Genomic DNA, 22,041 nt, shown 5'->3' with positions numbered 1-22,041 from the left:
GTCTATTGCAGGAGGAAGTAGAAAACAGGACACTGAATCTGGCGATCAGTACGACAAAGCTGAGCGGTCGGGCGCTGCTTGCGGCGTTTCGGAAATATATGCAGCACCGACGCAATGTAAAAGCAAAGAAACTGGCTGCTGAAAACGAAAAGCCCGTAGGTGAGCAGACCATTGATCAGCTGTTAGGGCAAAATCAGGGCGCTACCAATATCGAAATTGAAAAAACGGACATCAAGGGCTTTAAGCGGTTTCTGGACAAGTATGGCATTGATTATGCCATTACGAAAGATCCGTCCCAGACGCCGCCTCGGTATCTGGTGTTCTTCAAAGCCAGGGATGGGGACGCCATGACGGCTGCGTTTAAGGAATACTCCGCTTCTCTGCTGCAAAAGCAAAAGAAACCGAGCGTGCTCAAGCAGCTGAACAAACTGAAGCAGTTGGTGGCTTCCATGCCTGCGAAGGTACGGCAGAAGAAACAGGAGCGTGATTTATGAGTAAGAAAGAAATCAAACGCCTGGTAATACTGAATATCCCGTATCTGATCCTTGGGCTGCTTGCTACCAATCTTGGAGAAGCATGGCGTCTGGCAGAAGGAACGGATATTTCTTCGAAATTGTTGGCGTTCTTTTCCACAGTCGGTCAGGCTTTTGCCAATCCGATACCCAGCTTCTACCCTTCCGATTTGCTGGTCGGGCTGTTTGCCGGAGGATGTGTCCGGCTGGCAGTTTATCTGAAAGGGAAAAATGCTAAGAAGTATCGCCACAATATGGAGTACGGGTCGGCGCGTTGGGGAACAGCCAAAGATATTGAACCGTTCGTGGCTCCGAAGTTTGAGGACAATATTATCCTTACAAAGACGGAACGCCTGATGCTGTCGAACCGGCCTGCCAATCCAAAGAATGCCCGCAATAAGAATGTTTTAATTGTGGGGGGTTCCGGCTCCGGTAAGACCAGGTTCTGGATTAAGCCTAATCTTCTCCAGTGTAACTCCAAAGAGTATCCGACTTCCTTTGTAGTCACCGATCCGAAGGGCCAGATCGTCTGCGAATGTGGAAACGCATTGTTAAAGCACGGGTATCGGATCAAGATTTTTAACACCATCAACTTCAAAAAGTCCATGCGGTACAATCCATTCGCCTATGTGCATAGCGAGAAGGACATTTTGAAACTGGTGACAACTTTGATGGCAAATACGAAGGGTGACGGAAAAAGCGGTGACGAGTTCTGGGAAAAATCGGAGAAGCTGCTCTATACAGCGTTGATCGCCTATATTCATTACGAGGCTCCGGTAGAAGAACAGAATTTTGCTACGTTGCTGACATTTCTGAATGCGATGGAAGTCCGGGAGGATGATGAAGAATTTCAGAATCCGGTGGATTTGATGTTTGAGGCACTGGAACGAAAGAAGCCAGATTCCTTTGCGGTTCGCCAATACCGACTCTATAAATTAGCCGCTGGCAAAACCGCAAAGTCGATCCTGATTTCCTGCGGTGCCAGATTGGCCCCATTCGACATTCAGGAATTGCGGGAAATCACTGCCTACGATGAGCTGCAACTGGATACCCTTGGAGATCGGAAAACGGCGCTGTTCTTAATCATGAGCGATACGGACAGCACCTTCAATTTTTTGATTTCGATGGTGTACACACAGTTGTTTAACCTGCTTTGTGAAAAAGCGGATGATGTGTATGGAGGTCGTCTGCCGGTTCATGTGCGCTGTCTGATCGACGAGGCAGCCAATATTGGGCAGATCCCCAACTTGGAGAAGCTGGTAGCGACCATCCGAAGCCGGGAAATCTCCGCCTGCCTGGTGCTGCAGGCAAAAAGCCAGCTGAAAGCCATTTACAAGGACAATGCGGATACGATTGTCGGCAATATGGATTCGCAGATTTTCCTTGGTGGCTCTGAGCCGACAACACTGAAAGAACTGAATGCCGCCCTGGGTAAGGAAACGATTGATATGTTCAATACTTCCGATACCAGGGGCAACAGCCCGTCATACGGCACAAATTATCAAAAGACCGGTCATGATCTCGCTTCCATCGATGAGCTTGCCGTATTGGACGGCGGCAAGTGCATCCTTCAGCTGCGCGGTGTCCGACCATTTTTGTCTGATAAATATGATTTAACCCAGCACCCGAACTACAAATACACGTCCGATTTCGATAAGCGCAACACCTTCGACATTGAGAAATTCCTGAACAGGAAAATGAAATTGAAAAAGAACGATGTCTTTACGGTCGTGGATGCTGACGCTTTGTGACGCAAGTCTGTCTGGAATGGCAGGCTTTTTATTTATGCCCTGAATCCCTGGCTGCGCAAAGAATAGTCCGACTGCGGTAAGCAGAGAAATTTATCTGGTTCTAATGTGCGGTTCACATTCAGGCATTCTCTCCGCCTGCAAAAACAGAATGCAGAAATCACAATATCAAACTAAGAAAGGAAAGACCGAAGCCGGGAGCCGTTGGAAGGAAAAATACCAGCGGCTTTTGTTTTCTGTCTTTGCTGTGCGGATTCCTATTACAGACAATCTCCCGATATGCTTCGGTCACAGGTATTTTGTATGGATTTCTTTAATGAAGCGATTACTGTTCTCCAGACCCTCGTTGTTGCTCTCGGTGCTGGCCTTGGTATCTGGGGCGCAATCAACCTTCTGGAAGGTTATGGAAACGACAATCCCGGTGCCAAATCTCAGGGGTAATGAATGCCCTCCACGGACAAGTAATTGCCGTGAAGCGTGTGGTGAAAGTCCACACGATGACAGACTGAATTGCTGGGAACCCCTAAAGCCATGTGTGCCACAACACAGAGATGAAACAGGCTCCAATGTGATGGCTGCGAAAGCAGAAAGAAACACATGGATCGCGCAAGGTGCGAACCTAAACGCCGGTAAGAATGGGCAATCAGCAGCGAAACCTCGAACAGAGGGACGTTCAACGACTATCCTTTGCAGGAGTAGGGTCAAGCGGCCCGAAGTGGTCTGCCCCGCAAACAGCGGGTGAAGATATAGTCTGCGCCCATGTGAAAACATGGGGTGTTCGCCTGATAAAAGGTGGAACCGCGTCGGAATCGCGCACCGGCGTGAACAAAACGGATGAAACAGCTTATGGCGGGCGGCGGCGTTGCCCTGATCGGCATCACTCTCGTTCCGCTCCTGTCCGGTCTGTTCGGTTAATCGGAAACCCTGTAAATCCTCGCCCTGTCCCACATAATGCGGGGCGGGCAGAAAGGAGGTCGCAGCCGGATGGATTTTATCTGGGAATCGATTACCGAATGGCTGAAAGAAGTGCTGGTCGGCGGGATTATGGATCATCTGTCCGGGATGTTTGATGCAGTCAACCAGCAGGTTGGCGATGTTGCGACGCAGGTGGGAACATCCCCGGCGAATTTCTCGCCGGGGGTATTCTCTATGATTCGGAATGTGTCGGAATCTGTCATTATCCCGATTGCAGGCATTATCCTTACGATTATCGCCTGTTACGAACTGATCCAGATGATTATCGATCACAACAACCTTGCCAATTTTGAAACCTGGATTTTCTTCAAGTGGGTTTTCAAGACCTTCGTGGCAGTTATGCTGATCACCAACTGCTTTAATATCACCATGGCGGTGTTTGATGTCTGTCAGAACGTGATTAACGGAGCAGGCGGATTGATTTCAGATACCACAGCCATTGATGGAGCTGCTTTGGAGACTCTGGAAGAAACCTTGATGGAGATGGCCATTGGCCCGTTGATTGGCCTGTTCCTCCAGTCGTTCCTGCTCAATGTCACCATGTGGGCGCTGAGTATCATTATCTTCATTATCGTGTATGGCCGGATGATAGAAATTTATTTGGCCGTGAGCCTTGCGCCGATTCCATTTGCCACATTCGGAAATCGGGAGCAAAGTCAGGTGGGACAGAATTACCTGCGCTCACTTCTGGCGCTTGGTTTTCAGGGATTTCTGATTCTGATCTGTGTCGGAATTTATGCGGTACTGATTCAGGGAATCTCTTTCAGCGATGACGTGATTGCCTCAATCTGGGGCGTAGTCGGCTACACGGTACTGTTATGCTTTACCTTATTTAAGACCGGCGCTCTCGCTAAGGGAGTGTTTTCCGCTCACTAGACTAGGAGGGATTCAAATTGGCAGCTTATATCTCGGTTCCCCGTGACCTTACACGGGTGAAATCAAAAGTATTATTCAATCTGACAAAACGACAGCTTCTTTGCTTTGGAGCCGGTGCGCTGGTGGGCGTTCCGGCTTTCTTCCTGTTAAAGCAGTCCGGCAATGTGTCGCTTGCTGCCATCGGCATGATGATTATCATGCTCCCCATGTTCTTTCTGGGGATGTATGAGAAACACGGCCAGCCGCTGGAAGTCATTGCAAAGCAGTTTATTGAAGCAAAATTTATTCGCCCGAAAGTCCGTCCCTATCAGACCAACAATTACTATGCGGTGCTGATGCGGCAGGCGTGGGCAGAACAGGAGGTACAGCGTATTGTTTGCTCTGAAAAACAGAAAAAAACAGACAGAACCCAGCGGAATGGCTCTGCCGGACACTCTGACAAAGCGGGAGAAAAAGCAGATTCACTCTGTCATTGAAAAGGCGAAGCGGGATGATGGCATTCCCCGCACGGCACAGCAGTCCATCCCATTTCAGAGGATGTTCCCGGACGGCATCTGTCGGGTCAGTGACCGCTATTACACGAAAACCATTCAGTTTCAGGACATCAACTATCAGCTGGCTCAGCAGGAGGACAAAACTTCCATTTTTGAGGAATGGTGCGGCTTCCTGAATTTCTTTGACAGCTCCATCCACTTCGAGTTGTCCTTTATGAATATGGCTACTGATATGGAGAGCTTTGAACGCCGGATTCAGATTCAGCCCCGGCAGGATGGCTTCGATGATGTACGCCAGGAATACAGCCAGATGCTCCGCCAGCAGCTGGAACGTGGCAACAACGGTCTGACCAAAACCAAATATCTGACCTTCGGTATTGAAGCAGAATCCATGAAGCAGGCAAAGCCCCGACTGGAGCACGTTCAGACAGACCTGCTCAACAACTTCCGACGCCTGGGCGTTTCTGCCCGGACATTAAATGGTAAGGAACGGCTGCACCTGATGCACTCCATGTTCCACATGGGCGACCATGACAAGTTCTATTTCGACTGGAAATGGCTTCCTGCATCGGGATTATCGGTAAAGGATTTTATTGCGCCCAGCAGCTTTTCTTTCCCCGGTGGAAAGACGTTCCAGATGGGATCGCTGTATGGGGCTATGAGTTTTCTCTCCATTACTGCCTCTGACCTTAGCGACCAGCTGCTGAAGGATTTTCTGGATATGGAATCCAGCGAGATTGTAACGATGCACATTCAGTCCGTAGACCAGAACAAGGCAATTAAGACCATTAAGCGCACGATCACAGAACTGGATCGCAGCAAGATCGAGGAACAGAAGAAAGCGGTCCGTTCGGGGTATGACATCGACATTATCCCCTCCGATCTTGCTACCTACGGGAAAGACGCAAAGGCACTTTTGAAGGAATTGCAGAGCCAAAATGAGAGAATGTTTCTGATTACTTTTCTGGTGATGAATACCGGAAAAACACTGCAGGAGCTGGAAACCAATGTGTTCCAGGCATCCAGCATTGCACAGAAGCACAACTGCAATCTGTGCCGCCTGGACTTCCAGCAGGAACAGGGGCTTATGAGCAGTCTCCCGCTGGCACAGAACCTGATTGAGATTCAGCGTGCGCTGACTACCAGTTCCACGGCTATCTTTATCCCGTTTACCACCCAGGAGCTGTTTCAGGACAGCCCGGAGGCGCTGTATTATGGCCTGAACGCGCTTTCCAACAATCTGATTATGGTTGACCGGAAGAAACTGAAAACGCCCAATGGTCTGATTCTCGGCACCCCTGGCTCCGGAAAGAGCTTTTCGGCAAAGCGTGAGATCACCAATGCTTTTCTTGCCACGGATGATGACATCATCGTGTGTGATCCTGAAAGCGAGTACACACCTCTTGTGACGCGCATGGGCGGTCAGGTCATTAAAATCAGCCCTGCCAGCACCCAGTATATCAATCCTATGGACATCAACAGCAATTACAGTGAGGAAGATAATCCCATTGCGTTGAAGGCAGATTTTATCCTGTCGCTCTGCGAACTGGTTGTGGGCGGCAAGGAAGGGCTGCAGCCGGTGGAAAAGACAGTCATTGACCGCTGCGTGCAACAGATTTATCAGCCCTACTTTGAAAATCCGGTGCCGGAGAATATGCCATTGCTGGAGGATCTCTACAATGCGCTTTTGGCACAGGACGAAAAGGAAGCCCACCATGTGGCAACAGCACTGGAAATTTACGTCAAAGGTTCTCTGAACCTGTTCAATCACCGGACAAATGTGGATATTGAAAACCGATTCGTCTGCTATGACATCAAAGAGCTTGGCAAACAGCTGAAAAAAATCGGGATGCTGATTGTCCAGGATCAGGTTTGGGGACGGGTGACAAAGAACCGTGGACAGGGTAAAACCACCCGCTACTATATGGATGAGTTCCACCTTCTTTTGAAAGAGGAACAGACCGCTTCCTATTCCGTAGAAATCTGGAAGCGTTTCCGGAAATGGGGCGGCATTCCGACCGGAATTACGCAGAATGTCAAAGACTTGCTCTCCAGCCGCGAGGTGGAGAATATCTTTGAAAATTCTGACTTTATTATCATGCTCAACCAGGCAGCCGGTGACCGGCAGATTCTGGCGAACCAGCTGAATATCAGTCCCCATCAGCTTTCCTATGTAACTCATTCCGGCGAGGGCGAAGGTCTTCTGTTCTATGGAAACGTGATCCTGCCTTTCGTTGACCGATTCCCGACAGATCTGGAGCTGTACAGTATCATGACATCGAAGCTGTCGGAGGTTATGGAACGGGAGGCGTGAGATGCCGTTCAAAAATGAAGAGAGGATTTTTCCCAGGGACTACGAGAACAGAATTTTTTGTGAGGACTGCTTGACCTTTATGAAAGGAATTCCGGACGGGTCAGTTCCCCTGATTTTGACCGATCCCCCTTATGGCATCCATTACAGCAATCAGTTCGCAAAGAATCCGCACACCATGCTTCCGGGAGATGATGGGATTGATTATCCTGCATTTGCCAGGGAGAGCTACCGCATTTTACGCATGAACAGTCATGCGTATTTTTTTACCCGTTTTGACTGCTATCCGTACCATTTTCAATGCCTGCAGGAAGCTGGCTTTACCATCAAAAATTGCCTGGTAATTGAAAAAGGAACGCTTGGAGGGATTGGCGATCTGAAAGGAAGCTATGCAAGCAGCGCAGAGTGGGTGATCTTCTGTCAAAAAGGGCGGAGAGTTTTCAACTCAACTACGCTTCTGGAAAACCGGAATAAAGAAGGCACTATGTTTCACAAGGGACGCCAGCCCAGCAAACGGTATAAGACACGGTTTTCGGACTGCTGGTTTGGCTCAGAATACCCGAAGGCCACACACCATTCCATGTGGCAGAAAAAGAATGGAATCTTTCATCCAACGGTAAAAAATGAAGTCTGTCTGCAGTGGCTGATTCAAATATCCAGTAATCCGGGTGATTTAGTATTCGATGGATTTATGGGAACGGGAAGTACAGCGTTGGCTGCGATTCAATCTGGACGAAAATTTACCGGAACGGAAATCTCAGAGGAATATTGGAAAATCGCACAAGATCGGATTCGGAAGGCCAGAAAGGAGATGGTGTCAGATGAAGAATAAAAGTACACGTCTGCGGTTTGATGAAGAGGAACTGGAGAATAAGTCGGTTGCCCGTGCGGCAAAGAAAGCGGAACGGGCTGCGGATAAGGCGGATTCCGCGAAAGCCCGGCTGCCCACAAAGAATAAGCTAAAGCATGAGAAAGATAAGGCAGCTGATCGCAAGGAGCAGCTGCGCTTTGGCAAAAAGGATAATTCCAAAGATGCGGATTCTTCTCAAAAGACATCTGAACAGGCAAATAAGAAAGCGGTACCAGATCGAAAGAAATCGGTAGGCAAAAAGGAAGGCAAACAGAAAGCTGGCACAGCAGGTGTAAATGAGCATTTACGCTTCAACGATTCAGCAGTGGATGTAGTATCTCCTGTCAGCTGTATCAGCCGCACTGCTTCCCATGCGGTGACCGGTACGCTTGCTGGCCGTGTACACCATGAAATTGCGGAAAACGAGGATGACAACGTGGGTGTACAGGCGGCGCATCAGAGCGAAGAATTTGCGGAAGGCGCTGCACGGACTGTCAGTAATGTCCGGTACGGTCATAAGCTGAAAGCCTACCAGAAAGCAGCCCGGCTTGACCGGAAAGCAGACAAGGCAAATGTGGAAGCCCTTTATCAACAGGCTGTAGCGGATAACCCGGAGATTGCATCCAATCCTATTTCCCGTTGGAAGCAGCGTCAGGAAATTAAGAAACAATATTATGCAGCAAAAGCTGCTCAGGGGGCTGCCTCTGGTTCTAAGGCTGCCAGTGGTGCGGCAAAAGGCACCGAAAAGACTGCTCAGGGAGCGAAAACACTGCTGGAACGGCTCAAAGAATTTGCTGTCCGGCATACCCATGCCATGATAATTATTCTGGTATTTGCTTTGCTTTTTCTGATGGTTTCCGGGGCGTTTTCCTCCTGTTCTGCCATGGTTCAGGGCGGTACTGGCTCTTTGCTGGGTACTTCCTTCACTGCTACGGATGAAGACATTACCGGAACCAATGAGGACTATAAGGCACTGGAAGCCACACTGAAAAATGAGATTGACAATATCGAATCTACGCATCCCGGTTATGATGAATACCGATATCAGCTGGATGAGATCAACCACAATCCTTATGAGCTGACTGCCTACCTGACAGTTCTGTTTGAGGATTATACCAGAGCGGAAGTCCAGGAAACCTTACAGGAACTGTTTGACCGTCAGTATACGCTCACACTTGAGGAAAAAGTGGAGGTGCGTACACGCACGGAGACACGCACCCATACAGTGACCGATCCGGAAACCGGTGAAACCTCGGAAGAAGAATATGAGGTTGAGGTGGAATACAACTACTATATTCTCAATGTCACCCTTAGAAACAATGGGCTGGGGACGGCAATCGCTGCGTCAGGACTGACGGAGGATCAGCAGGAACGATATAACATCCTGTTGCAGACCCAGGGCAACCGTCCCTATCTGTTTGAGGATGATATTTATGCCACACCTACCGGCCCTTATACAGACTACGATATTCCGGGAGAAGCTCTGACCGATGAAAAATTCGTCAATATGATCCACGAGGCGGAAAAGTATCTTGGATTTCCTTATGTTTGGGGCGGAAGTTCACCCAGCACCAGCTTTGATTGTTCTGGTTTTGTCTGCTGGGTAATCAACAACTGCGGCAATGGCTGGAATGTTGGCAGAACCACAGCAAACGGCCTTATGGGTTCCTGTGATATTATTCCCGCCAGTGAGGCACAGCCCGGTGATTTAATCTTCTTCCAGGGGACGTATGATACTGCCGGTGCCAGCCATGTGGGAATTTATGTGGGCGGCGGGATGATGATCCACTGCGGAAATCCGATCTCTTATGCTTCGATAGAAACAAGTTACTGGCAATCTCATTTTTATGCGTATGGACGCATTCGCTGAGGAGGTATGTGAATGAGTGCAAAATTGGATCGAATCGGCGAAGAACGGGATAAAGCTCTTCGCAGGCGGGACGAATGGGATGCCCGCTATAAGGAACTGGATAAACGGTATCGGGAACAGGAAAACACGGAGATTCATGACCTGGTTCATGCGTTTAACCTGACTCCGGAACAGTTGGGACAGCTGCTGCGCCAGACCGCGCAGTCCCTTCCCTCTCCGGAAGCAGTGAATCAGGTGGTAAAGGAGGATGCCACGGATGAAGATTAAAAAGTTTTTCGCGCTGCTTTTGGCTATGACCTTTTGTATGGGTGTATTTTCGGTAAACGCCTACGCTTATGTGGATGAAAGCGCTGCGGCAGAATCGCAGCCAGTTCAGGAAGAACCAGTGCCGGAGAAAACTCCTGAGCCGGAGTCAGCGGAGGAACCCATGGAAGCTCTGACGCCGGATGGCAATCTGACGATTGTGGACGACAACGGCAGCCCGACAGGTGCTGGAAAGCAGTTCATCACATTGGTGAGCAAGGACGGCAATTATTTTTACCTGATTATTGACCGTGACGATGAAGGAGAACAGACCGTCCACTTCCTCAATCAGGTGGATGAAGCCGATCTTCTCAGTCTGATGGATGAGGATGCGGCGGCACAGTATCAGGAAGGTCTGGAAGTTGAAACAGAACCGGAGACTCCTGAGACAGCTGCACCGGAACCTGAGCCGGAACCGGTAGAGGAACCAGAAGAAAAATCCACGAATATGCTTCCGATTATTGTGCTGCTTGCGGCAGTGCTGGCTGGTGGCGGTGGATTCCTGTTTCTCCAGATGAAGAAAAAGAAGCAGGCCGAACAGACAAAGCCTGATCCGGACGCGGATTATACCGAAGACGAGGATGAAGATTTTGAACTGCCGGATGAGGATGATGTGACTGACGGTGAAGAAATTGACTCTGAGGATGAGCCAGAGGATGACAACGAGGAACAGATGTAGTCCAGCGTAGCTTGTATTTCCTCGGTGGGGTAGCTTGTGGGCTACCCTAACATAAAAATGAAAAAGGAGTGAATTGCCCATGCTCAAACTTGTGGTTTGCGAGAAGCCCTCAGTCGCTCAGAGTATCTCAAAAGTGCTGGGAGCAACAAAGCGCGGCGATGGCTTTCTGGAAGGCGGCGGCTATATTGTCAGCTGGTGCGTCGGCCATTTGGTAGAACTGGCGCAGCCGGAAAGCTATGAAGAACGCTATGCCAAATGGCGAAAGGAAGACTTGCCGATTCTGCCCCATTCCTGGAAATACCAGGTGACGGCGGCAACGAAAAAACAGTTTTCCGTTTTAAAGAAGCTGATGTTACGCCCGGATGTGGAGAGTCTGGTCTGCGCAACTGATGCAGGGCGCGAAGGTGAACTAATCTTCCGTCTGGTCTATCATCAGTGCGGATGCAAAAAGCCCTTTGAACGCCTCTGGATTTCTTCTATGGAAGACACTGCGATCCGGGAGGGCTTTGCCAATCTGAAACCGGGAACGGAATATGATGCCTTATATGAAGCCGCCCTCTGCCGGGAGCGTGCCGACTGGATTGTCGGGATCAACGCTACCCGGCTTTTTTCCTGTCTGTATGGTGTGACCCTCAATGTAGGGCGTGTAATGACTCCTACACTCGGTATGGTGGTGCTGCGGGAAGCAGCCATCTCTGCCTTTGTGCCGGAGTCGTTTTATACAGTGCAAATTACAGTAAATGATTTTACTGTTTCCAGCGAGCGATTTAAAGGAAAAACAGATGCAGAATCGTGCCGCAAAGCCTGTCAGGAAGCGGGAACGGCAACTGTCTGTAAAGTGGAGCGCCGGGAAAAATCAGAGAAGCCACCAGCTCTCTATGACCTGACAACACTTCAGCGGGAAGCCAACCGTCTCTTCGGCTTTACGGCACAACAGACGCTGGACTATATGCAGAGCCTTTATGAAAAGAAACTGGTGACGTATCCACGAACGGACAGCCGGTATCTGACCGAGGATATGGCGTCATCGCTTCCAGGGCTGGCAGAAAACAGTGCTTTTGCGTTTGATGTACAGCGGCCCGCTGTGGTTCATGCAAGCGCAGTAATCAACGGGAAAAAAGTTACCGATCACCATGCCCTGCTCCCCACGGCAAGCATGGCGAAAGCTGACCTTGCGGCTCTGCCTGCCGGTGAACAGTCTGTCGTGCGGATGATCGTAGCAAGATTTCTTGCCGCTGTAAGCGAGCCGCACCGGTATGCGGAAACTGCCGTGGAGCTAAGCTGTGCCGGTACTGTCTTTTCTGCCAAAGGGAAAGAAATTCTGGATGATGGATGGAAAACGATGGAACGTCAGCTTCTTCCGAAAGAGGAAAAAGCTGCAAAAATGCTTCCGCCATTAGCAGAGGGAGAGGCACTTCCCCTTCAGAAAACAGAAATAAAAGAGGGAAAAACTTCTCCGCCAAAGCATTTCACCGAAGATCTACTCTTGCAGGCAATGGAAGCAGCCAGCGCCGATGACTTTCCAGAGGATGCGGAACGGAAAGGAATTGGCACTCCTGCCACCCGTGCCGCCATCATCGAAAAACTGGTTCTGAAAGGCTTTTTGGAGCGCAAAGGCAGCGGTAAGGTAAAGACGCTGATACCCACAGAAAAAGGGAAAGCCTTAATTACCGTAACGCCGGAGCAGCTCCAGTCCCCTGCTATGACAGCAGACTGGGAGGAAAAGTTGTCGGAGGTGGAACACGGCGAATATGCGCCGGAAACTTTCATGGATGAGATTTCCGGCATGATTATGGAACTGGTCAACAACTATGAGATTGTGAAAGGAGCCAAAGTGCTTATGCCTGGTACAACTGTAATCGGAACCTGCTCTCACTGTGGGGCTGAAGTCATAGAACGTCAGAAGGGATGGTTTTGCTCCAATCGAGAATGCCGCTTCATTCTCTGGAAAGACAACGCCTACTTCAAGAAAATTGGCAAACGCCTCACTGCTCAGATGGCGGAACGTCTGGTACGGGACGGAAGAATCCGCGTGAAGGACTGCAAAAGCCAGAAAACCGGAAAGACCTACAATGCTTCTGTTCTGCTGTCCACCGAAGCAGATGGACGTCCGAAATTTCAGCTGGAATTTGAAAGCGGAGGTGGCGGGAAATGAGTGCGGAAAAGTTAGAAGCAGTTTATCTGGTAGACCGTCAGTTTTTTCTCCACCTCAAGGAAACGGAAAGCGGCTTTCAGTATGAAGCGTTCCATCGGAGCGAGAAGAAAGAAAATTACTCCGGAATGCTGACATGGGAAGACCTTCTGGAGAGTCGAATTGCCTCCCCGCTGGCAGCTGCGCGGGTAGCCGTCTGTGAGGAGATTGGACTGGAAGGTCAGGAAGTGGCGAAAATATCTCTGCTGTCCCTGCTTCCGTATCCCCGGTCTGAGATTCGACGCCGAAGCCTTCAGGAACCAGCCAGTCTTCCCACCCACGATATTCGTTTTATCGACAGCCGGTACAAGGAACTGTTCCGTATTCCGGACGGAGGGACAATTCAGGTGGATTATCCGGATCGGCATTATGCAGCCAAATGCTGCTACATTGACGATTACCATACCCAGGTTGGAAACAACGTCTACCACATTTGCCAGTTTGCAGAGATTCTGGAGCGTGGCGGCGGAACCTGCCGCCCGGAACCGGAGCTTGACCGGGATACTGCCGCATGGAAGCTGGGAAGTCAAAACTATCTGACAGTGGAACGTAGTTCGTCAGGCTGGGCGTACCATTTATACGATCAGGGATTTCAGCCGGTAGCTGCCGGAGAAGTGGGCGGACTGGAGACTTCGATTCTGGAAGCCCGTGATCAGGCGATGGAACAATGCAGGCTTAGCAGCCGCAATCGAGAACTGACCGATTATGACCGGGAAAAATTTCACAGGAGGGAGTTTATGTCACAGGATAAAATTGAAAAGTGGGATGAAGTAAACGGTAATATGGGAAACAACGGCAGGCTGGAAGCTTTCCTGGATAGCGCCGGGGACAACTATGCGATTTTGCAGCTGCGCGATATTGAGGAAACACGCATGGAGCGCTTTTCATCTCTGCGGATGCTGGAACGGATGGATATGGAAGTGAATATTGACCATTATGAAGTGGTATATATCGCACCGCTACCCATTCACACGAACCGCTCCACCTTTCTGGAAAGCGTCTTCGAGAAATTTAATCTGGATCGTCCGGAAGATTTTAAGGGTCACAGCCTTTCGGTCAGCGACATTGTTGCCATCCGTGAAAATGGCGCGGTATCCTGTTATTACTGTGACAGTATCTGCTTTCAGGAACTTCCCGGACTTATCCCGGAGAATTATCTGAAAAATGCGGAAATGCAGCTTGAGGATGATTACGGTATGATCGACGGCGTTGTTAATAATGGCGCAAAAGATCGTAAGGAGAAAGCGGCAAAGGATAAAGCTGAGAAGCCTTCTGTGGTGGAGCAGCTGAAAAACCAGCCACACTGTGAGGTCAGAAAGAAATCCACGATCAAATACGCGGAACAGGAGCGATGATACGAGAAAAAGAAAAGGAGCTTGGAACGATGAAGACGTTTACTTCCGAAGAAAGGAATCTGATGTACCTGTATAATTCCGGCACCCGCCTGGAGCTGATCGACAATCTGACGGATATGCGGAGCTATCTGCAGGCCGACGAAACAGAGCTGCTGACACTGACCGACTGTGTGCTGGAAAAGCTGCGCCAGATGAACGATCAGGAGTTTTCGGCACTGGATTTGTACCCCGATTTTATGGACTGACAAGAAGTTAAATACTGCCGGGATGGAAATCACTGTCCCGGCTCTTTTCTGCTGTAAGGAAGGAGGCCAATATGTGGAGTAAAGCAGATTTTTATTCGGCGGTTGCAAAAGAAACTCTGGAAGGACTGACAGCCAGCTGGCAGGAATGGGCAAAGTTCCTTACCACGGCTTCCCGGCTGTATAAGTATCCGTTCATGGATCAGATGATGATTTACGCACAAAGGCCGGATGCCACCGCCTGCGCAGAATACGATTTATGGAATGACAAGATGAACCGCTACGTCCGGCGCGGGTCAAAAGGGATTGCCCTTTTAGATGAGCGCGGTGACAAGCTGCGTCTGCGCTATGTATTTGATGTGGCAGATACGGGAACAAGGGAAAATTCACGAACGCCCTGGCTGTGGACAATGGAGGATCAGCATATCGTTCCCATTATGGCTATGCTGGAACGAAACTACGGCGTTGGCGGCGTTGACCTGGGCGAACAGATTGCGGCGGCCGCCCGAACTCTGGCAGACGAGTATTGGGCAGATAACCAGAAGGACTTCTTCTACATCGTTGACGATTCCTTCTTAGAAGGGTACGATAATTACAACATCGGAATCCAGTTTAAGACAGCAGCCACCGCCAGCATCACTTATACGGTACTCAGCCGGTGCGGTTTGAATCCAGCGGAATATATGGGGCATGAGGACTTCATGCCGATCTTCGACTTCAACACCATTCCGGCAGTTATGGCACTGGGTTCCGCCGTCAGCCAATGCAGCAGGCAGATTCTCCTGCAGATCGGGGACACTATCCGGACTGCGGAGCGGGAAGCCATTGAGGAAAGGAGAATATGGGATGGAGAACACCTTAACCTACACGAGGAACGGGGATTACCTGATTCCGAACCTGAAACTGGACAAGCAGCCGGAGAAGCCCCTGGGCAAGTATGGACGGATGCGCCGGGCGTATCTGAAGGAGAACCGCCCGCTTCTGTACAATCAGTTCCTGCTGAACGGGACGCTGTATCCGCACCTGTTGGAGATCGAGGAGACGGCAAGCCAGAGGTTGGAGCAGATGATGAGCCAGCTTCTGGAGAAAGACCCGGCTCCGGACAAGAAGCAGAGCGCGATGGCGTGGGTACAGCACATGAACGCACTGAAAGCCCAGGCCGAGGAAGTGATTTTGACGGAGCTTATCAACAGTTAAGTTTTACTTTTCCAGAGGAAGCCCCCACCGCCAAACAGTCCATGAAAGGATCGAGCGAACCATCGCCCGGTCCTTTTTCTGTGCCTGAAAATCAGGATAACGAAAAGGACGCAGAAAACGCTGCCTCCGAAGAAACAGTAGAACAACGGGAAGTTCATGACCTGAGCCAGTATCCGATTACCCGACGTGGTGATGATATTACCATTGGCACCGGCAACCCCACTCATGTGGTAGACATTATGGTGTCGGAAGAAGAATATGAAGCAATCAAACAGGCCATCCCGGAAGAACCGGCATACGATCCCGCTTCGCTGCCGTATCACATGGGTGATACCGTTTATCTGGATAATCAGGAATATCGGATTACCGAACTGCGGGAAGACACGGTGCAGCTCCTTCCTAATGGGGTGGCTTACCCTGTATTCCGTACAGAAAGCCGGGAACGGTTCGAGGGACTGCTTCGGCAGGACAGCCGCAACGGCGCTGTAACGGAGTATCTTGCCCCCAATCCGTCAAATGTCGATCAGGATTTGCTGGAAGTGCTGGCTACTGGACTGCTCTCTGCGCAGGATAAAGAGTATATTTCTGGCTGGCTGCGGGATGGGGAAGGCAATACCCGGATTGCACAGCGGCTTTCAGAACTGTTTGCAAACCGGGCGGAAACGATGGAACTGGCTACCGGGGACACGGCAGATTTCCGCACCTACACCACCGGTATCGAAGTGGAGATTCTGGACAGTGAAGAACGCAGGCTGGCGGCGCTGGGCGGCAGCTGGGGCGACATGGCTCCCATTCTTCGCGGACTGTATATCCATGAGCAAGAAGGCTTTTATCAGAACCCGGAAGGTTACCGGCAAAAGCAGACGGTACTTGAGGGACAGCCGTCCTACCAGGTAGGCGATTCTGTCTTCCTGCCTGCGCCTGATCAGCCTATCAGCGGCACTCTTGGTTACGTTGGCGACACCACTGTGCGGATTGATACCGGCCCATATTCCTGGAGTAACAAGGTTATGGGGCGCAGTCAGTTTGAAGAACTTCTCCGTCAGGATGAGCGAAACGCCAGCCTGTTTGTGCAGGAAGAAAAAGAATCAGATACACCAGAATTACCGGAACTGACAACGGAGCCGGAAACTATTTATCCTGCCGAACAAAACGAACTGCCTTATGATATTGTAGTGGAACGGCTGCGTGTAAACGAGGCGGAACGTCCGGAACCGGAGACTGTTGCTGCAAACTTTCGCATTACCGATGAACACCTGGGTGAAGGCGGGCCGAAGCAGAAATTCCGCGCCAACATCATGGCAATCCAGCTTCTGAAAAAATGTGAGGAAGAAAACCGCCCGGCTACGCCGGATGAGCAGAAAATCCTTTCCGGGTATGTCGGCTGGGGCGGCCTTGCAAATGCTTTTGATGAGCACAAAGGTAACTGGGCAACGGAATACCTGGAGCTGAAAACGGTTCTGACACCGGAGGAATATGCGGCCGCCAGGGCTTCCACCTTGAACGCACATTACACCAGTTCCACGGTGATCCACGCGATTTACGATGCCGTGGAGCAGATGGGCTTCCGCCAGGGAAATATTCTGGAGCCGTCCATGGGTGTGGGAAACTTCTTCGGTCTTCTGCCGGAGAGTATGCAGCAAAGCCGTCTTTACGGCGTGGAGCTGGACAGCATTTCCGGGCGGATTGCAAAAAAGCTATATCCCAATGCCGAGATCACTGTTGCCGGATTTGAAACCACCGACCGCCGTGATTTTTATGATCTGGCGGTTGGTAACGTCCCCTTTGGCGATTATAAGGTCAATGATAAACCTTACAATAAGCTGGGATTTTCCATTCACAACTATTTCTTTGCCAAAGCGTTGGATCAGGTGCGGCCGGGCGGCGTGGTTGCTTTTGTGACCAGCCGTTATACTATGGACGCCAAAAGCCCGGAGGTGCGCAAATACCTGGCACAGCGGGCCGAACTCTTAGGAGCGATCCGTCTGCCGAACAATGCGTTCCGTGCCAATGCCGGTACGGATGTAGTATCGGATATTCTGTTCCTACAAAAGCGGGAACACCCCATCGACCTGGATGCAGACTGGATTCATCTTGGACGCAACGAAGACGGGCTGACCTTAAACAGCTACTTTGTGGAGCATCCGGAGATGGTACTGGGACGGCTTTCCACCGAAAGCACTCAGTATGGCAAAGAAGAATGTACTGTGCTGCCCATTGACGGCGCTGATTTAAGCCAACAGCTGAAAGAAGCGATTTCCCATATTCACGGGGAATACGTGGCTCAGGAACGGGAAAATCCGGAACTGGAGGACAATGCCTCTGTACTGCCTGCAGATCCGACGGTAAAAAACTTTTCCTACACGGTGGTAGACGGCGAAGTGTATTTCCGGCAAAATTCCATTATGTCGCCGGTTGACTTAAACGATACCGCAAAAGGCCGGGTCAAAGGCATGGTGGAGCTGCGTCAGATCGTCAATGACCTGATTGAGTACCAGCTGGAAGACTATCCACAGGAAGCTATCGAGGCCAAACAGCAGGAACTAAATACCGCCTACGATGCCTTTACCCAAAAGTACGGATTGATTAACAGCCGTGGCAACGAGAAGGCATTTTCAGAGGATTCTTCCTACTATCTGCTCTGCTCTTTGGAGAATATTGATGAAGATGGAAAACTGGAAAGCAAAGCCGATATTTTCACCAAACGCACCATCTGTCCGGAACGTCATGTGACCCATGTGGATACGCCCAGCGAAGCACTGGCGGTTTCCATCGGAGAACGTGGCAAGGTAGACATTCCGTTTATGGCTGAACTGCTGGGGAAAGCGGATGATTTCGAGGCCGTCACCGGCAAATTGACTGGCGTAATTTTCCGTGATCCTATGGCACCGGAAGCGCCGGAACTTGGCTGGCAGACTGCGGATGAATATCTGTCCGGTAATGTGCGCGATAAGCTGCGGATTGCACGTCTTGCCGCACAAACCGATCCGCAGTACACGGTTAATGTGGCTGCGCTGGAAAAAGCTCAGCCCAAAGATTTGGAAGCCTCGGAGATTGAGGTACGCCTGGGCGCTACCTGGATTGATCCAAAGTATATCCAACAGTTTATGGAGGAAACTTTTGAGACACCCTTCTATCTCCGCCGTGCCATTGAAGTGAAGTTTTCTACGATTACGGCAGAATGGCAGATTTCCGGTAAAAGCAGTACCGGGCGGCATGATGTGGCGGCCTATGTGACATATGGTACAGATCGGGCGAACGCCTATAAGATTCTGGAGGATACTCTGAATCTGAAAGACGCCCGGATTTACGATACCATTGAAGATGCGGAGGGCAATAAAAAGCGTGTTCTCAACAAAAAGGAAACGACCCTCGCTCAACAGAAACAGCAGGCAATCAAGGACGCTTTCCGGGACTGGATCTGGCGTGACCCGAAACGCAGAGAAACACTGGTGGCAAAGTATAATGAACTGTTCAACAGCACCCGTCCCCGCGAATATGACGGCAGCCACATTCATTTTGTCGGCATGAACCCGGACATTAAGCTGCGGCCGCATCAGCGGAATGCCATCGCTCATGTGCTGTATGGCGGCAATACACTGTTGGCACATGAGGTAGGAGCCGGGAAAACCTTTGAAATGGCCGCTTCTGCAATGGAAAGCAAACGGCTGGGACTGTGCCAGAAGTCGATGTTTGTGGTTCCCAATCATCTGACTCAGCAGTGGGCGAATGAATTTCTGCGGCTTTACCCCAGCGCGAAACTTCTGGTGACAACGAAAAAAGATTTTGAAACAGCAAAACGGAAGAAATTCTGTGCTCGCATTGCTTCCGGGGATTATGATGCAGTCATTATCGGCCACAGTCAGTTCGAGAAAATTCCCATCTCAGCGGAGCGGCAGGAACGGCTCTTACAGGAGCAGATTGATGATGTAACCGAAGCGCTGGATGAGTTGAAACGGAGCCGGGGCGAGAATTTTACCATCAAGCAGATGGAGAAGACCCGGAAGTCTCTCCAGGCAAGATTGGATAAACTGCTGAACACAGATCGGAAGGATGATGTGATTACCTTTGAGCAGCTTGGCGTAGACCGGCTGTTTGTGGATGAGAGTCAGGCATACAAAAACCTGTTCTTATACACAAAAATGCGAAATGTGGCAGGATTATCCACATCGGAAGCCCAGCGAAGCAGCGATATGTTTATGAAGTGCCGGTATCTGGATGAAGTCACCGGCGGGCGCGGCGTGATATTTGCCAGCGGCACTCCCGTCTCCAACAGTATGACGGAATTGTACACCGTCATGCGCTACCTCCAGTACAACACCTTACAGCAAAAGGGACTCACCCACTTTGACTGCTGGGCGTCCACCTTCGGGGAAAGCACTACGGCGATTGAACTGGCTCCGGAAGGAACCGGATACCGGGCAAGAACCCGATTTGCAAAATTTTTCAATCTGCCGGAGCTGATGAACCTTTTTAAAGAGGTTGCGGATATAAAAACCAGTGACCAGCTGAATCTGCCGGTGCCGGAAGCAAAGTTTGAGACGGTTGTGGTGCAGCCCTCGGAGATTCAGAAAGAAATGGTTGCGGCGCTCTCAGAACGGGCGGCTGCCGTCCACAGCGGGCAGGTTGATCCGTCCCAGGACAATATGCTCAAAATTACTTCGGATGGCAGAAAAATCGGGCTTGACCAGCGGCTGATGAATCCGCTTCTGCCGGACGATCCGAACAGCAAGCTCAATGCCTGTGTGGGAAATGTGTTCCGGATATGGGAGGAAGGAAAGAAAAGCCGTCTGACGCAGCTCCTGTTCTGTGATATGAGCACCCCAAAAGATGACGGTACGTTTAATGTCTATGACGACATCAAGGCGAAGCTGATTGCACGGGGCGTTCCTGCAGAAGAAATTGCTTTTATCCATGACGCGGACAACGAGGTAAAGAAAAAAGAACTCTTTGCTAAAGTGCGCACGGGTCAGGTGCGGGTGTTGCTCGGCTCCACGCAGAAGATGGGGGCTGGCACCAACTGCCAGGACTTGCTTGTGGCTGTCCATCACCTGGATGTGGGCTGGCGTCCTTCCGATATGACGCAGAGAAATGGGCGCATCATCCGCCAGGGCAACCGAAACAAAGAGGTTCAGATCTACCAGTATGTGACGGAAGGCACTTTTGACGCTTACCTTTACCAAACGCTGGAGAACAAGCAGAAATTTATTTCGCAGATTATGACCAGCAAATCGCCGGTGCGAGCCTGTGACGATGTGGATGAGCAGGCACTCAGCTATGCGGAGATCAAAGCACTGTGCGCCGGTGACAGCCGGATCAAGGAAAAGATGGACTTGGATATTGATGTGGCGCGTCTGAAAGTGCTGAAATCTGACCATCAGAGCCAGCAGTACCGGCTGGAAGACCGCCTGTTAAAGTATTTCCCAGCAGAGATGGAAAAACAGCGCGGCTTTATTCAGGGATTTGAAGCCGATATGCAGACCGTGACAGCACATCCTCTTCCGAAAGAGGAATTTGTCGGCGCGGAGATTCAGGGACGCACATTCTCTGAAAAGGAATTGGCAGGTGAGGCGATTCTGGCAGCCTGCAAGAGTTATACTGGCATGGAGCCGGTGGCGCTGGGAACGTACCGTGGTTTTTCCATGGAACTTTCGTACAACAGCCTCAGCCAGGAATACGAGATCGCGCTGAAAGGCTCCATGACCCATACGGTTACGTTGGGAACAGATGCCAGAGGAAATTTCACTCGTATGGATAATACGCTCGCCGGTTTGGAGGGCCGTAAAGAAAAGGCGCAGGTACAGCTGGAAAACCTGCACAATCAGCAGGAAGCGGCGAAGGCAGAGCTTGGCAAGCCCTTCCCCCAGGAAGCGGAACTGGCTGAGAAAAGCGCACGGCTGGCTGAACTGGACGCCGCCCTCAATATGGACGATCACGGCGTAGAGGAGGAAGTAACAGAGCCGGAAGGCCGTTCTTCTGTGCTGGCAGATTTAAAGGCAAAAGCAGCGATGGTCGGTGAAGCTCCCAAACGATATACAGAACGAGAAGAGGTGCGGTGATGGAAAAACTGAATGATACGATTATCCTGCGGGTTTCAAAAGCAGACCGTGAGCGTATCCGGGCAAAAATGGACGAACTGGGCGTAATGAATATGAGCGCCTACATCCGTAAAATGGCACTGGATGGCTACTGTGTGAAGCTGGATTTGCAAGACTTGAAAGAACTGATCCGGCTGTTACGCATCTGCAGCAATAATCTGAATCAGTATGCTAAAAAGGCGAATGAGACTGGGAGTATTTATCTGGCTGACATTCAGGATTTACAGGTGCGGCTGGATGAATTGTGGCGGGCGGCAAAGGAACTGTTGGTGCGGCTGGCCAGTATCTCCTAAATCTGTTATAGCAGGCGGTTGGCGTGAGCGAAACGCCTGCAACATAG

At 50.5% G+C, this 22,041-nt stretch carries 15 protein-coding genes and 2 pseudogenes; all 17 read left to right on the top strand.

Annotated elements, in window-relative coordinates:
- The first annotated feature begins 5 nt into the window (after positions 1-5).
- The 17 genes and pseudogenes from ACESZP_RS07295 to ACESZP_RS07215 all read left to right on the top strand — a co-directional run bounded on the left by ACESZP_RS07295 (position 6) and on the right by ACESZP_RS07215 (position 21,994).
- Positions 6-494: a PcfB family protein gene (locus ACESZP_RS07295; RefSeq protein WP_009259770.1), complete on the top strand. Its 489-nt coding sequence runs from the start codon at positions 6-8 to the stop codon at positions 492-494.
- Positions 491-2,263 (top strand): VirD4-like conjugal transfer protein, CD1115 family, encoded by a 1,773-nt coding sequence (locus tag ACESZP_RS07290; RefSeq protein WP_009259771.1) that lies wholly within the window; start codon positions 491-493, stop codon positions 2,261-2,263. Before ACESZP_RS07295 ends, ACESZP_RS07290 begins: the two co-directional genes overlap by 4 nt.
- A gap of 300 nt (positions 2,264-2,563) precedes the next feature.
- A pseudogene (locus ACESZP_RS07285) lies at positions 2,564-2,698 on the top strand (Maff2 family mobile element protein); the annotation flags it as partial.
- Positions 2,699-3,094: 396 nt separating this feature from the next.
- Positions 3,095-3,175, top strand: a complete 81-nt coding sequence (locus ACESZP_RS07280; RefSeq protein ID WP_021659611.1) for a Maff2 family mobile element protein — start codon at positions 3,095-3,097, stop codon at positions 3,173-3,175.
- 69 nt (positions 3,176-3,244) lie between these two features.
- A complete protein-coding gene (locus ACESZP_RS07275; RefSeq protein ID WP_009259773.1) occupies positions 3,245-4,111 on the top strand; it encodes a VirB6/TrbL-like conjugal transfer protein, CD1112 family in 867 nt (288 codons plus the stop codon).
- Between the two features lie 17 nt (positions 4,112-4,128).
- Positions 4,129-4,587 carry a PrgI family protein gene (locus tag ACESZP_RS07270; protein ID WP_009259774.1) on the top strand — a complete coding sequence of 153 codons (459 nt, stop codon included), beginning with the start codon at positions 4,129-4,131 and terminating at the stop codon, positions 4,585-4,587.
- The gene (locus ACESZP_RS07265; RefSeq protein WP_499708544.1) at positions 4,529-6,919 is read left to right on the top strand and encodes a VirB4-like conjugal transfer ATPase, CD1110 family; all 2,391 of its coding nucleotides are present in this window, start codon (positions 4,529-4,531) and stop codon (positions 6,917-6,919) included. Before ACESZP_RS07270 ends, ACESZP_RS07265 begins: the two co-directional genes overlap by 59 nt.
- A 79-nt stretch (positions 6,920-6,998) precedes the next feature.
- Positions 6,999-7,748, top strand: a complete 750-nt coding sequence (locus ACESZP_RS07260) for a DNA-methyltransferase (RefSeq protein ID WP_499708543.1) — start codon at positions 6,999-7,001, stop codon at positions 7,746-7,748.
- Positions 7,738-9,636, top strand: a complete 1,899-nt coding sequence (locus tag ACESZP_RS07255; RefSeq protein WP_009259777.1) for a C40 family peptidase — start codon at positions 7,738-7,740, stop codon at positions 9,634-9,636. Before ACESZP_RS07260 ends, ACESZP_RS07255 begins: the two co-directional genes overlap by 11 nt.
- A gap of 12 nt (positions 9,637-9,648) precedes the next feature.
- Complete coding sequence (locus ACESZP_RS07250; RefSeq protein WP_009259778.1) at positions 9,649-9,903, top strand: DUF4315 family protein; 255 nt, start codon at positions 9,649-9,651, stop codon at positions 9,901-9,903.
- On the top strand, positions 9,893-10,618 hold the full coding sequence (locus ACESZP_RS07245; RefSeq protein WP_499708541.1) for a DUF4366 domain-containing protein: 726 nt from the start codon (positions 9,893-9,895) through the stop codon (positions 10,616-10,618). The genes ACESZP_RS07250 and ACESZP_RS07245 overlap by 11 nt, the downstream gene beginning before the upstream one ends.
- A gap of 79 nt (positions 10,619-10,697) precedes the next feature.
- Positions 10,698-12,773: a DNA topoisomerase 3 gene (locus tag ACESZP_RS07240; RefSeq protein WP_499708539.1), complete on the top strand. Its 2,076-nt coding sequence runs from the start codon at positions 10,698-10,700 to the stop codon at positions 12,771-12,773.
- Positions 12,770-14,164, top strand: a complete 1,395-nt coding sequence (locus ACESZP_RS07235; protein ID WP_009259781.1) for a YodL domain-containing protein — start codon at positions 12,770-12,772, stop codon at positions 14,162-14,164. The genes ACESZP_RS07240 and ACESZP_RS07235 overlap by 4 nt, the downstream gene beginning before the upstream one ends.
- Positions 14,165-14,193: 29 nt before the next feature.
- Positions 14,194-14,409 carry a transposon-transfer assisting family protein gene (locus ACESZP_RS07230; RefSeq protein WP_009259782.1) on the top strand — a complete coding sequence of 72 codons (216 nt, stop codon included), beginning with the start codon at positions 14,194-14,196 and terminating at the stop codon, positions 14,407-14,409.
- An 843-nt stretch (positions 14,410-15,252) separates the two neighbouring features.
- Positions 15,253-15,603, top strand: coding sequence for a TnpV protein (locus ACESZP_RS07225; protein WP_009259783.1), 351 nt, complete (start codon positions 15,253-15,255; stop codon positions 15,601-15,603).
- Positions 15,604-16,337: 734 nt separating this feature from the next.
- A pseudogene (locus ACESZP_RS07220) lies at positions 16,338-21,662 on the top strand (helicase-like domain-containing protein); the annotation flags it as partial.
- Positions 21,662-21,994, top strand: a complete 333-nt coding sequence (locus ACESZP_RS07215) for a plasmid mobilization protein (RefSeq protein ID WP_009259785.1) — start codon at positions 21,662-21,664, stop codon at positions 21,992-21,994. The pseudogene ACESZP_RS07220 and the gene ACESZP_RS07215, both read left to right, overlap by 1 nt.
- Positions 21,995-22,041: the final 47 nt, after the last annotated feature.

Source organism: Candidatus Dorea massiliensis AP6, assembly GCF_964245105.1.
GTDB lineage: Bacteria > Bacillota > Clostridia > Lachnospirales > Lachnospiraceae > Laedolimicola > Laedolimicola intestinihominis.
This window is presented reverse-complemented; position numbering and strand designations above follow the sequence as displayed.

Bases quoted from the DNA above. Each gene is read 5' to 3' on its own strand.
- ACESZP_RS07290 (WP_009259771.1), top strand. From the start codon at position 491: ATGAGTAAGAAAGAAATCAAACGCCTGGTAATACTGAATATCCCGTAT.
- ACESZP_RS07280 (WP_021659611.1), top strand. From the start codon at position 3,095: ATGAAACAGCTTATGGCGGGCGGCGGCGTTGCCCTGATCGGCATCACT.
- ACESZP_RS07275 (WP_009259773.1), top strand. From the start codon at position 3,245: ATGGATTTTATCTGGGAATCGATTACCGAATGGCTGAAAGAAGTGCTG.
- ACESZP_RS07265 (WP_499708544.1), top strand. From the start codon at position 4,529: ATGGCTCTGCCGGACACTCTGACAAAGCGGGAGAAAAAGCAGATTCAC.
- ACESZP_RS07260 (WP_499708543.1), top strand. From the start codon at position 6,999: ATGAAAGGAATTCCGGACGGGTCAGTTCCCCTGATTTTGACCGATCCC.
- ACESZP_RS07255 (WP_009259777.1), top strand. From the start codon at position 7,738: ATGAAGAATAAAAGTACACGTCTGCGGTTTGATGAAGAGGAACTGGAG.
- ACESZP_RS07250 (WP_009259778.1), top strand. From the start codon at position 9,649: ATGAGTGCAAAATTGGATCGAATCGGCGAAGAACGGGATAAAGCTCTT.
- ACESZP_RS07245 (WP_499708541.1), top strand. From the start codon at position 9,893: ATGAAGATTAAAAAGTTTTTCGCGCTGCTTTTGGCTATGACCTTTTGT.
- ACESZP_RS07240 (WP_499708539.1), top strand. From the start codon at position 10,698: ATGCTCAAACTTGTGGTTTGCGAGAAGCCCTCAGTCGCTCAGAGTATC.
- ACESZP_RS07235 (WP_009259781.1), top strand. From the start codon at position 12,770: ATGAGTGCGGAAAAGTTAGAAGCAGTTTATCTGGTAGACCGTCAGTTT.
- ACESZP_RS07230 (WP_009259782.1), top strand. From the start codon at position 14,194: ATGAAGACGTTTACTTCCGAAGAAAGGAATCTGATGTACCTGTATAAT.
- ACESZP_RS07225 (WP_009259783.1), top strand. From the start codon at position 15,253: ATGGAGAACACCTTAACCTACACGAGGAACGGGGATTACCTGATTCCG.
- ACESZP_RS07215 (WP_009259785.1), top strand. From the start codon at position 21,662: ATGGAAAAACTGAATGATACGATTATCCTGCGGGTTTCAAAAGCAGAC.